The organism is Pseudomonas sp. Leaf127, from assembly GCF_001423155.1.
GTDB lineage: Bacteria > Pseudomonadota > Gammaproteobacteria > Pseudomonadales > Pseudomonadaceae > Aquipseudomonas > Aquipseudomonas ovata.
The window spans coordinates 665260-677115 of record NZ_LMOA01000022.1 but is presented as its reverse complement, the minus strand read 5'-3'; the positions used below and the strand labels follow the sequence as shown (position 1 = coordinate 677115).

The window sequence follows — 11856 nt, the reverse complement described above, 5'->3', positions numbered from 1 at the left end:
TCTGCCGACACCCGAGACTGCCATGCGCCGCCTGTTATGCCTGATGTTGTTGATTCTCGCCCTGCCCGTCACCGTCCAGGCCGCCGGCCTGCTGGACAACCGTCCATCGGCGACCCTGGGCAGCTCGACACTGGATAACAGCCAGCAATTTCTGCCGGTGCGCCAGGCCTTTCAACTGAGTCTGCTGAGCGCCACCGGGCAATCGGTCAAACTGCGCCTGGTCGCTGCCGATGGCTATTACCTGTATCGCCACCGCTTCCAGTTTCGTACCGAGCCGGCCGACAGCGGCCTGGGCGAGGCACAACTGCCACCTGGCGAGCGCAAACACGATGAGTATTTCGGCGATGTCGAGGTTTACCACGGCATTGTCGACATCGAGCTGCCACGCAAGCCCGGCGAACAAAAGCCCTTCACCTTGGTGGTCGGCTATCAGGGCTGCGCCGACCATGGCCTGTGCTACCCGCCGGAAACCGAGCGCCTGGACATCGGCGAAGAGGTCGCCAGTGGCAGTGCTGTGGCCGCAAACAGCACCACGAGCGTGCAGCCCTGGACCTGGAAAGAACTGGCGTTGTTCCTGCTGGCCGGCATCGGCCTGACCTTTACCCCCTGCGTACTGCCCATGCTGCCGATTCTGTCCGGCGTGGTATTGCGCGGTCAGGTCGGCGGCCTTCGCGGCCTGAGCCTGTCGCTGGCTTATGTGCTGCCGATGGCGATCTGCTTTGCCGTACTGGGTGCCTTGATGGGCCTGTTCGGGGCCGGCCTGAACCTGCAGGCACGCCTGCAATCGGCCTGGGTGCTGGTGCCCTTCTCGCTGTTCTTCGTGCTGTTTGCCCTGGCCATGTTCGGCACTTTCGAACTGCGCCTGCCGCACGCCGTGAGCTCGCGCCTGGACCGCATCGCCGGCAAGGCCGAAGGCGGCTCGCTCTGGGGCGCAGCCGTGCTGGGCGTGCTGTCCAGCCTGTTGGTCTCACCCTGCGTGTCGGCGCCCCTGGCCGGTGCGCTGCTTTATATAAGCGCCAGTGGCGATGCCCTGGGCGGTGCCCTCAAGCTGTTTGCACTGGGCCTGGGCATGGGCTTGCCGCTGGTGCTGGTCGCCACCGGCGGCGCAACCTGGCTGCCGAAAAGCGGGCCCTGGCTGGTCACGGTCAAGAACGCCATCGGCGTGCTGCTGCTGGGGCTGGCCATCGGACTGCTCAGCCGGGTCTTGCCGGGGCAGGTCACCTTGCTGCTGACAGGGCTGCTGGCCGCCGGCGTAGCGCTGTTTCTGGGCACCTTGCAGTTCACGGAAAAAAACACCCGGCAAACGCTCGCGCAATTGCTCGGCCTGTTTTTGTTGGTCTACGCTCTGGCGTGCTGGTTCGGTGCATTCAAGGGTGAGACCGACCCGCTGCGCCCGCTGGGCCGCCCACAGGCAGTCATGCCCGGCGGCACTGGCGCACAGACCGATAGCGCATGGCAGACCATCCGTACCGCTGCCGAACTGGACAAGGCCTTGAGCGACGCCCGCACTGCCGGCCGGCCACTGGTGCTGGACTGGTACGCCGACTGGTGCATCAGCTGCAAGGTCATTGAACATGAAGTGCTTCCCGACCCTGCTGTCGTGGCCCGCCTGGCGGGCTTTGAGCGGGTGCGTTTCGACATGACCGAAAGCAACGCCGAACAACGTGCCCTGCTTGACCGCTACAAACTGTTTGGCCCGCCGGCCCTGCTGTTTTTCGATAAAAGCGGCGAAGAGAGGGCAAATGCCAGGGTTGTCGGAGAAATCGACGCGCCGGCCTTGATCACGCGACTTGAGGGGGCAAATGACTCATTTTGAGAACCGGGTCATAAATTTTGCGTGATCATCGCTCATCGTGTTGACTACTGTTGTTAACTGGACAGTTCACGAGGCTTGCGGCATAGTCGCGGCACAAAAACGCTCGTGAATAATAAAGGAACCGACAATGGCGACTCTGCTGGTCCTGCATGGCCCTAACCTGAACCTGCTTGGCACCCGTGAACCCGGCGTGTACGGCACGACCACCCTGGCCCAGATCAACCAGGACCTCGAACAGCGCGCCCGCGATGCCGGCCATCACCTGATGTACCTGCAAAGCAACGCCGAATACGAACTGATCGATCGCATCCACGCGGCACGCGACGAAGGCGTGGACTTTATCGTCATCAATCCGGCGGCCTTTACGCACACCAGCGTGGCAATACGTGACGCGATCATGGGAGTGAGCATCCCATTCATCGAAGTGCATTTATCGAACGTGCATAAACGCGAACCTTTCCGTCATCACTCCTACTTTTCCGATGTCGCGGTAGGAGTGATCTGCGGCCTGGGCGCCAGCGGATACCGCATGGCCCTGGAAGCTGCCCTGGAACATTTGGCCAAGAACGCCAAGCCGTGAACGACACGGCAGCCTGGACCGCACACGCTGCAGCCGGCTGCCCACTAGCCCCTTACAGACCCTTTGGGAGTTGATGATTAATGGATATCCGTAAAGTCAAGAAACTGATCGAACTGCTGGAAGAGTCCGGTATCGACGAACTGGAGATCCGTGAAGGTGAAGAGTCCGTACGGATCAGCCGTCACAGCAAGACCCCGGCCCAACCGTACTACGCCCCGGCCCCCATGGCTGCGCCAGTAGCCGCGCCTGCCGCGCCGGTAGCGGCCCCGGTTGCCGAAGCGCCTTCGGCACCGGTCCTCAACGGTCACGTGGTCAAGTCGCCCATGGTCGGCACCTTCTACCGCACCCCGGCACCGACCTCGCCTGCGTTCGTCGAAATCGGCAAGACGGTCAAGAAAGGCGACACCATCTGCATCGTCGAAGCAATGAAAATGATGAACCACATCCAGGCCGAAGCCAGTGGCGTCATCGAATCCATCCTGGTGGAAAACGGTCAGCCGGTTGAATTCGACCAGCCTCTGTTCACCATCGTTTGAACCAGGGAGACGCTGCGATGCTGGAAAAAGTCCTGATCGCCAACCGCGGTGAAATCGCCTTGCGCATCTTGCGTGCCTGCAAGGAACTGGGCATCAAGACCGTCGCTGTGCACTCCACGGCCGACCGCGAACTGATGCACCTGGGCCTGGCAGACGAGACTGTCTGCATCGGCCCACCGCTGGCCAACCAGTCGTACCTGAACATTCCGGCAATCATCTCGGCTGCCGAAGTGACCGGCGCCACGGCGATCCACCCAGGCTACGGTTTCCTGGCCGAGAACGCCGACTTTGCCGAACAGGTCGAGAAATCCGGGTTTGCCTTCATCGGCCCCAAGGCTGACACCATCCGCCTGATGGGCGACAAGGTCTCGGCCAAGGACGCCATGAAGCTGGCCGGCGTGCCGACTGTTCCGGGCTCTGACGGTCCGCTGCCGGAAGACGAAGAAACCGCCCTGCGCATCGGCCGTGAAGTCGGCTACCCGGTGATCATCAAGGCCGCCGGTGGCGGTGGTGGTCGCGGCATGCGTGTTGTGCACAAGGAAGAAGACCTGATCGAAGCCGCTGCCCAGACCCGCGCCGAAGCCGCAGCCTGGTTCAGCAACCCGATGGTCTACCTGGAAAAATACCTGACCAACCCACGCCATGTGGAAGTCCAGGTGATTTCCGACGGCCAGGGCCAGGCGATCCACCTGGGCGACCGCGACTGCTCGCTGCAGCGCCGCCACCAGAAGGTCCTGGAAGAAGCACCGGCCCCGTTCATTGATGAAGCCGCACGCAAGGACGTCTTCGAAAGCTGCGTCAAGGCGTGCATCGACATCGGCTACCGTGGCGCGGGCACTTTCGAGTTCCTGTACGAGAACGGTCGCTTCTACTTCATCGAGATGAACACTCGCGTGCAGGTCGAGCACCCGGTATCGGAAATGGTCACCGGGATCGACATCGTCAAGGAGATGCTCAGCATCGCCGCCGGCAACAAGCTGTCGTTCACCCAGGACGACGTGGTCATTCACGGCCACTCGCTGGAATGCCGGATCAACGCCGAAGACCCGAAGACCTTTATCCCCAGCCCAGGCATGGTCAAGCACTTCCATGCTCCGGGCGGCAACGGCGTGCGGGTCGACTCGCACCTGTACAGCGGCTACAAGGTTCCGTCCAACTACGACTCGCTGATCGGCAAGCTGATCACCTGGGGCGCGACCCGCGACGAGGCCATGGCCCGCATGCGCAACGCCCTGGACGAAATCGTGGTGGATGGCATCAAGACCAACATTCCGCTGCACCGCGACCTGACCCGTGATGAAGGCTTCTGCAAAGGCGGCGTCAACATCCACTACCTGGAACACAAGCTGGCCGGCGAGAAGTAATTTCCCGACCGCTCATCCGCCAGAAACGACAAGCCCCGCCCATGCGGGGCTTGTCGTTTCTGGCAGGCAACGGCCCAACCCATTGCCGTGGGAGGCGGCTTGCCGGCGATGACTGACGTATAGACACAGCCGTTGTATGGGCTGAGCCGGCCTCATCGCCGGATCGAGTCACGCGGCAACCTGCAGGACGAATGCCAATCAATCAAGCCTCGACGCGACAGCATCTGACGAAATCTCCCTGACTGATCGGCATTACCCTGCAGGACCGGCTTCAGCCGGGAAGCGGCTGATGAGGATCCCCGTCCGATCGCCCCATTACGTCACGAGCATTTAGCGCGAAGCTGAAGTAAACTTCGCGGCTTTCCTGTCATTTTCATAGGTAACCTGCCATGCCCTGGCTGCAAATCCGTCTCGCCATCAGCCCGGAACAAGCCGAAACCTACGAAGACGCCCTGCTTGAAGTCGGCGCCGTGTCGGTGACATTCATGGACGCCGAAGACCAGCCGATCTTCGAGCCCGAGCTCAACACCACGCCACTGTGGACCCACACCCACCTGCTGGCCCTGTTCGAAGCCGACACCCAGCCCGACCTGGCGCTGGCGCACCTGCGCCTGCTGACCAACGCCGAGCTGCCCGAACACAGCGCCGAGGTCATCGAGGACCAGGACTGGGAGCGCAGCTGGATGGCTGACTTCCAGCCCATGCGCTTTGGCCAGCGGTTGTGGATCGTGCCCAGCTGGCATGCCGCGCCCGAGCCCGAGGCCGTGAACCTGCTGCTCGACCCGGGCCTGGCCTTCGGCACCGGCACCCACCCGACCACGGCGCTGTGCCTGGAATGGCTCGACGGCCAGGACCTCAAGGGCTGCAAGGTGCTGGATTTTGGCTGCGGCTCGGGCATCCTGGCCATCGCCGCGCTGCTGCTGGGTGCCGACCTGGCCACCGGCACCGACATTGACGTGCAGGCGCTGGAAGCGTCGCGCGACAATGCCGGGCGCAACGGCCTCGCCGCCGAGCGCTTCCCGCTGTACCTGCCCCAGGACCTGCCGCCTCAACAGGCCGACGTGCTGGTGGCCAATATCCTGGCAGGTCCTCTGGTCGAGCTGGCCCCGCAACTGGCCAGCCTGGTCAAGGCCGGCGGTCGCCTGGCGCTATCGGGCATTCTCGCCGAACAGGGCGAAGAAGTCGCCGCAGCCTATGCTGAAGCGTTCGAACTTGATCCGATCGCCAACCGTGATGGCTGGGTCCGCATCACCGGCCGTCGTCGCTGATCGCGCCTGAACCGGAGCGCCGCATGACCGACAGTTTCGTCACCCAGTGTCCGCACTGCCAGACCAGCTTCAAGGTCGGCCACGCGCAACTGAGCGTGGCCCGCGGCGTTGTACGCTGCGGGGCCTGCCTGCAAGTGTTCAATGCCGCCCGCCAATTGCTTGAACAACGCCAGCGTGAGCGCCAGGCTGAAGCGCCTGATGCCGACCCGCAAGCACCGATCGTGCTGCCGGGCCAGTTCCAGCCAGCCCCCCCTGCGGAACAGGTCGCGCCCGCGGCCCTGGCCAAGACCGCACCGATCCTGCAACCGCACCCGGCCGCCGGCAGAGGCGCGCAGGGTGAAAATCCCTGGCTGGTCAGCGAGCTGGACCTGGACAACCTTGACCTGGACGAAGAACTGGCCCGCCTGGAGCAACGCGACAACCGGCCGCCCCATGCTTTCCGGCCGCGAACGCCACCCGCCGACACCCGCCTCAGCGCCCGGCGCGACACCGTGCAGAGCGAGCACGAGCAGGACGACTGGATTGGCAGCCTGCGCAACGACGATGTCGCGCACCTGCCTGAAGTCCAGGCCGAGGTCATCAGCACCGTCGACCCGGTGCCAGATGAACCAGAGCCAGAGCTGGAGCCGCAAGCGCAGCCGCAATCCCCCCTGGCGTCACGGACCGAGCCTTCGCTGTCGCCTGACAGCCTTGTCGTGGACGATGACCCCGATGAGCCGGACACGCCGGCACTGGGGGTGCTCAAGCCGCCACCGGAGCGCCAGGAACGCCTGTCGGCCCTGGAGGCCGATGACGACGAGCATGACGAGCACGTCGATGAGCCGCCCTACAACCCGCGCGCGCGCAATGAGCCGGCCATCCGCGAAAAGGCCCTGCTGGAACTGACCGACGATCCGCTGCAACTGGACTGGCAGCAACCCAGGCCGCGTCGCAGCGGTCGCCTGTTGTGGATCATCCTGATCCTGCTGGCCCTGCTGGGCCTGGCGGCCCAGTACATCAACTACCACTTCGACCACCTGGCCCGCCAGGACCAGTATCGGCCGCTGTTTCAGCAATGGTGCCCGCAACTGGGATGCAAAGTGCCTTCCAAGGTCGACATCAGCCAGCTCAAGAGCAGCAACCTGGTGGTACGCAGCCATCCGGACTTCCAGGGCGCGCTGGTGGTCGATGCGATCATTTATAACCGCGCGGCCTTTTCCCAGCCGTTTCCATTACTGGAACTGCGCTTTGCCGATACCGGCGGTCAACTGATTGCCAGTCGTCGGTTCAAGCCCAGCGAATACCTCAGTGGCGAAATGGCCGGCAAGGAAGAAATGCCCCCCCAGACGCCGATCCATATTGCGCTGGATATCCTTGATCCAGGCGCAAAGGCGGTGAACTACAACCTCAATTTCCGCTCACCCGAATAGACCGTGCGCCTTGCTGCCGGGGCGCCGGCAGCAGCGCCCCGACCTGCACGTTCCGGTACGTTCGCGATCTTTACCTGCAATCAAGCCGCAATAAAGCACCTGTTCCCGGCACTTGGCCAACTGTTCATATTTTATCCAGTTCAGTCTTTATCCAGTCACCCAGAGCGGGTATCATGCCCACCCTTTTTCAAACTCCAGGTTCGGTCTGGCCGCTGCGCAAGCAGCTGGACGAGCGAACCGTTGCAGACCGCATGCAGCGGTTTTCCATGCGGCCTTTGGATGATTCGGCCCCTTTATAGGTAAAGCTATGTCGGCGGTACGTATCGGCCCTTATACATTGCAGAACGGCTTGATTCTCGCCCCGATGGCGGGCGTCACCGACCAGCCTTTCCGCCAGTTATGCCGGCGCCTGGGCGCGGGCCTGGTGGTGTCGGAAATGGTCACCAGTGACATGAGCCTGTGGAACAGCCGCAAATCGCGGCTGCGCATGATCCATGAAGGCGATCCCGAGCCTCGCTCGGTGCAGATCGCCGGTGGCGACCCGCAGATGCTGGCCGATGCCGCACGGGCCAATGTCGAGTTCGGTGCGCAGATCATCGACATCAACATGGGCTGCCCGGCCAAGAAGGTCTGTAACAAGGCGGCAGGCTCTGCGCTGCTCAAGGACGAACAACTGGTGACCGAGATCCTGCAGGCCGTTGTCGCCGCAGTCGATGTGCCGGTCACACTGAAGATTCGCACCGGCTGGGACCGTGACAACAAGAACGGCCTGACCGTGGCACGCATTGCCGAGCAGGCCGGAATCCAGGCGCTGGCCGTGCACGGGCGCACCCGGGCCGACCTGTACACCGGCGAGGCCGAGTACGACACCATTGCCGCGATCAAGCAGGCGGTGTCGATCCCGGTGTTCGCCAACGGTGACATCGACTCGCCCGAGAAGGCCTTGCATGTCTTGCAGGCCACCGGAGCCGATGGATTGCTGATTGGCAGGGCTGCCCAGGGGCGGCCGTGGATTTTTCGCGAGATAGAGCACTACCTGCGCACCGGCGAGAAGCTGCCGGCGGTGGGTCTGGAGGAAGTGGAAGGCATCTTGCTGGAGCACCTGCATGCGCTCCATGCCTTCTACGGCGATGTGATGGGCGTGCGGATCGCACGCAAGCATGTCGGCTGGTATCTCGCAACCTTGCCGGGCGCCAGGGAGTTTCGCGCCCGCTTCAATCGTTTGGACGATACGCAAGAGCAATGCGCCAACATCCGGGAATTCCTGAGCCAGAGCGGCCAGGGCCCGGATGAAAAGAGTGAAGAAGAGGTGGCCGCATGACGATGATGACCGAGACTTTAGTGAGTGGAACGACACCCGTGAGCGACAATGTCAATTTGAAACAGCACCTCAACACGCCGAGCGAAGAGGGCCAGACCCTGCGCGGCAGTGTCGAGAAGGCGCTGCACAATTATTTCGCCCACCTCGAAGGCGCCAACGTCACGGACGTGTACAACCTGGTGCTGTCGGAAGTCGAAGCCCCACTGCTAGAAAGCGTCATGAACTACGTCAAGGGCAACCAGACCAAGGCCTCCGAGGTCCTGGGCCTGAACCGCGGCACGCTGCGCAAGAAACTCAAACAGTACGACCTGCTGTAAGCATCCCCTGACAGACAAAGGCGACCGGCCTGCACCAGCGTCGCCTTTTTTGCTGATTCCTTTTGCTTTGATGGAACTCGAGATGACCGACCAGACCACCCGCCTGCCGATCCGCCGCGCTTTGATCAGCGTGTCCGACAAGACCGGAATCCTTGAATTTGCCCGCGAGCTTGAAGCCTTGGGCGTGGAAATCCTGTCCACCGGCGGCACCTTCAAGCTGCTGCGCGACAATGGCGTTGCTGCGGTTGAAGTCGCTGACTACACGGGCTTCCCGGAAATGATGGACGGCCGGGTCAAGACCCTGCATCCGAAAATCCACGGCGGCATCCTGGGCCGTCGCGGCACTGACGACGGTGTGATGGGCGAACACGGCATCAAGCCGATCGACCTGGTGGCGGTCAACCTCTACCCGTTCGAAGCCACCGTTGCCAAGCCAGGCTGTGACCTGCCGACCGCCATCGAGAACATCGACATCGGCGGCCCGACCATGGTCCGTTCCGCCGCCAAGAACCACAAGGACGTGGCCATCGTGGTCAACGCCGGCGACTACGCCAGCGTCCTCGAAAGCCTCAAGGCCGGCGGCCTGACCTACGCCCAGCGTTTCGACCTGATGCTCAAGGCCTTCGAACACACCGCCGCCTACGACGGCATGATCGCCAATTACCTGGGCGGCATCGACCAGAGCGCCGACACCCTGAGCACCGAAGGCCGTGGCCAGTTCCCGCGCACCTTCAACACCCAGTTCGTCAAGGCCCAGGAAATGCGCTACGGCGAGAACCCGCACCAGAGCGCGGCGTTCTACGTTGAAGCCAGGCCTGCCGAAGTCGGCATCGCCACCGCCACCCAGCTGCAAGGCAAGGAACTGTCGTTCAACAACGTGGCCGACACCGATGCCGCGCTCGAATGCGTCAAGAGCTTCGTCAAGCCGGCCTGCGTGATCGTCAAGCACGCCAACCCGTGCGGCGTCTCGGTCTGCCCTGACGACGAAGGTGGCATCCGCAAGGCCTACGACCTGGCCTACGCCACCGACACCGAGTCGGCCTTCGGCGGCATCATCGCCTTCAACCGCGAGCTGGACGCCGAGACGGCCAAGGCCATCGTCGAGCGCCAGTTCGTCGAAGTCATCATTGCTCCAAGCGTCAGCGCCGAGGCCCAGGCCATCGTTGCCAGCAAGGCCAACGTACGCCTGCTGGTCAGCGGTCAGTGGGGCGAGCGCCTGCCAGCCTGGGACTACAAGCGCGTCAACGGCGGTCTGCTGGTGCAGAGCCGCGACATCGGCATGATCAGCGCCGATGACCTGAAAGTGGTCACCCGGCGCGCCCCGAGCGAGCAGGAAGTGCATGACCTGATCTTCGCCTGGAAAGTGGCCAAGTACGTCAAGTCCAACGCCATTGTCTACGCCAAGAACCGCCAGACCGTCGGCATCGGCGCCGGCCAGATGAGCCGCGTCAATTCGGCCCGTATCGCCGCCATCAAGGCCGAGCACGCCGGCCTGCAGGTGCAGGGCGCGGTCATGGCCTCCGATGCGTTCTTCCCGTTCCGCGACGGCATCGACAATGCTGCCAAGGCCGGTATCACCGCCGTGATCCAGCCGGGTGGCTCGATGCGCGATGCCGAAGTCATCGCCGCTGCCGACGAAGCCGGTATTGCAATGGTGTTCACCGGCATGCGCCATTTCCGCCACTGATTTATAAAACCGGCCGCACTGTCGCAGGCGTCTGCTGCGTTGGATAGGGCTGGCCCGATGCTCATTGCCATGAGGCAACTGCGCTCGTTCCAGCCCCATCCGCCTTGCATCCACCTACGCCATTGCGACCTCGTAATGCATGATTGCATTACCCAGAGAATTCAGCGTCATCGAGGTTTTTGAAATGAATGTATTGATCATTGGCAGCGGTGGCCGTGAACACGCCCTGGCCTGGAAAGTCGCCCAGGACCCTCGTGTCGAGAAAGTCTTCGTCGCGCCGGGCAATGCCGGTACTGCCATCGAAGCCAAGTGCGAGAACGTCGCCATCGACGTGCTGGCCCTGGAGCAACTGGCCGATTTCGCCGAGAAAAATGTAGCGCTGACCATCGTCGGTCCTGAAGTGCCGCTGGTGGCCGGTGTCGTGGACCTGTTCCGCAGCCGTGGCCTGGATTGCTTCGGCCCGACCGCCGGCGCCGCCCAACTGGAAGGCTCCAAGGCCTTCACCAAGGACTTCCTGGCCCGGCACAAGATCCCGACCGCCGACTACCAGAACTTCACCGAGGTCGAGCCGGCCCTGGCCTACCTGCGTGAAAAAGGCGCGCCGATCGTCATCAAGGCTGACGGCCTGGCCGCCGGCAAGGGCGTCATCGTCGCCATGACCCTGGGCGAAGCCGAAGACGCCGTGCGCGACATGCTGGCCGGCAATGCCTTTGGCGATGCCGGCTCGCGCGTGGTCATCGAAGAGTTCCTGGATGGCGAGGAAGCCAGCTTCATCGTCATGGTCGACGGCAAGAACGTGCTGCCAATGGCCACCAGCCAGGACCACAAGCGCGTAGGCGACGGCGACAGCGGCCCGAACACCGGTGGCATGGGCGCCTATTCGCCGGCACCGGTGGTCACGGCCGAGGTGCACCAGCGGGTCATGGACCAGGTCATCTGGCCAACGGTGCGCGGCATGGCGGAGGAAGGCAACGTCTACACAGGCTTCCTCTATGCGGGCCTGATGATCGACAAGGCCGGCAACCCGAAGGTCATCGAGTTCAACTGCCGCTTTGGCGACCCGGAGACCCAACCTGTGATGTTGCGCCTGCAATCGAGCCTGGTCTTGCTGATCGAGGCTGCAATGGCGCAAGCTCTGGACAAGGTCGAGGCCCAGTGGGACCCGCGTCCGAGCCTTGGGATCGTCCTGGCGGCCGGCGGTTACCCTGGCGACTACGCCAAGGGTGCAGCCATCAATGGCCTGGATGCGGCAGCCCGGTTGCCCGGCAAGGTGTTTCATGCCGGTACGGCGCTCAAGGATGGCAACGTGGTGACCAGCGGTGGCCGCGTACTGTGCGCGACCGCTCTGGGCGACAGCGTGAGCGAGGCCCAGCAGAACGCCTACGCCCTGGCGGGCGAAATCGAATGGCAAGGCAGCTTCTATCGCAAGGACATTGGCTATCGCGCCATTGCCCGCGAGCGTGGTGAAGGCCTGGAATAAGGCCGTCCTGCCAGCCCCCTGCGGGGCTGGCAGGCTGTACCCGCACCGCGCATGTTTTCAGGCATTCATTCACGAAGG

General features: G+C 63.2%; 10 protein-coding genes. All 10 read left to right on the top strand.

Annotation, left to right across the window (positions count from 1 at the left end; all coding sequences use genetic code 11):
* Window positions 1-22: 22 nt before the first annotated feature.
* Window positions 23-1816 (top strand): protein-disulfide reductase DsbD, encoded by a 1794-nt coding sequence (locus ASF84_RS20860; RefSeq protein ID WP_162241273.1) that lies wholly within the window; start codon window positions 23-25, stop codon window positions 1814-1816.
* 127 nt (window positions 1817-1943) lie between these two features.
* Window positions 1944-2396 carry a type II 3-dehydroquinate dehydratase gene (gene aroQ / locus ASF84_RS20855; RefSeq protein ID WP_045486985.1) on the top strand — a complete coding sequence of 151 codons (453 nt, stop codon included), beginning with the start codon at window positions 1944-1946 and terminating at the stop codon, window positions 2394-2396.
* Window positions 2397-2476: 80 nt separating this feature from the next.
* The gene (gene accB / locus ASF84_RS20850) at window positions 2477-2932 is read left to right on the top strand and encodes an acetyl-CoA carboxylase biotin carboxyl carrier protein (RefSeq protein WP_056840738.1); all 456 of its coding nucleotides are present in this window, start codon (window positions 2477-2479) and stop codon (window positions 2930-2932) included.
* Window positions 2933-2949: 17 nt separating this feature from the next.
* The gene (gene accC, locus ASF84_RS20845) at window positions 2950-4296 is read left to right on the top strand and encodes an acetyl-CoA carboxylase biotin carboxylase subunit (RefSeq protein WP_056840737.1); all 1347 of its coding nucleotides are present in this window, start codon (window positions 2950-2952) and stop codon (window positions 4294-4296) included.
* A gap of 389 nt (window positions 4297-4685) precedes the next feature.
* Window positions 4686-5564 (top strand): 50S ribosomal protein L11 methyltransferase, encoded by an 879-nt coding sequence (prmA, locus tag ASF84_RS20840; RefSeq protein ID WP_056840736.1) that lies wholly within the window; start codon window positions 4686-4688, stop codon window positions 5562-5564.
* Window positions 5565-5587: 23 nt separating this feature from the next.
* Entirely contained in the window at window positions 5588-6973 is a 1386-nt protein-coding gene (locus ASF84_RS20835; RefSeq protein WP_056840735.1) for a DUF3426 domain-containing protein, read from the top strand.
* 307 nt (window positions 6974-7280) lie between these two features.
* A complete protein-coding gene (gene dusB, locus ASF84_RS20830) occupies window positions 7281-8294 on the top strand; it encodes a tRNA dihydrouridine synthase DusB (protein ID WP_056840734.1) in 1014 nt (337 codons plus the stop codon).
* The gene (fis, locus tag ASF84_RS20825) at window positions 8291-8611 is read left to right on the top strand and encodes a DNA-binding transcriptional regulator Fis (protein ID WP_045486967.1); all 321 of its coding nucleotides are present in this window, start codon (window positions 8291-8293) and stop codon (window positions 8609-8611) included. Before dusB ends, fis begins: the two co-directional genes overlap by 4 nt.
* Window positions 8612-8693: 82 nt before the next feature.
* A complete protein-coding gene (gene purH, locus ASF84_RS20820) occupies window positions 8694-10298 on the top strand; it encodes a bifunctional phosphoribosylaminoimidazolecarboxamide formyltransferase/IMP cyclohydrolase (RefSeq protein WP_056840733.1) in 1605 nt (534 codons plus the stop codon).
* Window positions 10299-10482: 184 nt separating this feature from the next.
* Window positions 10483-11778: a phosphoribosylamine--glycine ligase gene (gene purD, locus ASF84_RS20815; RefSeq protein WP_056840827.1), complete on the top strand. Its 1296-nt coding sequence runs from the start codon at window positions 10483-10485 to the stop codon at window positions 11776-11778.
* Window positions 11779-11856: the final 78 nt, after the last annotated feature.

Excerpts from the sequence above, each read along its gene's own strand:
- ASF84_RS20860 (WP_162241273.1), top strand. The coding sequence starts at position 23 with ATGCGCCGCCTGTTATGCCTGATGTTGTTGATTCTCGCCCTGCCCGTC.
- aroQ (WP_045486985.1), top strand. The coding sequence starts at position 1,944 with ATGGCGACTCTGCTGGTCCTGCATGGCCCTAACCTGAACCTGCTTGGC.
- accB (WP_056840738.1), top strand. The coding sequence starts at position 2,477 with ATGGATATCCGTAAAGTCAAGAAACTGATCGAACTGCTGGAAGAGTCC.
- accC (WP_056840737.1), top strand. The coding sequence starts at position 2,950 with ATGCTGGAAAAAGTCCTGATCGCCAACCGCGGTGAAATCGCCTTGCGC.
- prmA (WP_056840736.1), top strand. The coding sequence starts at position 4,686 with ATGCCCTGGCTGCAAATCCGTCTCGCCATCAGCCCGGAACAAGCCGAA.
- ASF84_RS20835 (WP_056840735.1), top strand. The coding sequence starts at position 5,588 with ATGACCGACAGTTTCGTCACCCAGTGTCCGCACTGCCAGACCAGCTTC.
- dusB (WP_056840734.1), top strand. The coding sequence starts at position 7,281 with ATGTCGGCGGTACGTATCGGCCCTTATACATTGCAGAACGGCTTGATT.
- fis (WP_045486967.1), top strand. The coding sequence starts at position 8,291 with ATGACGATGATGACCGAGACTTTAGTGAGTGGAACGACACCCGTGAGC.
- purH (WP_056840733.1), top strand. The coding sequence starts at position 8,694 with ATGACCGACCAGACCACCCGCCTGCCGATCCGCCGCGCTTTGATCAGC.
- purD (WP_056840827.1), top strand. The coding sequence starts at position 10,483 with ATGAATGTATTGATCATTGGCAGCGGTGGCCGTGAACACGCCCTGGCC.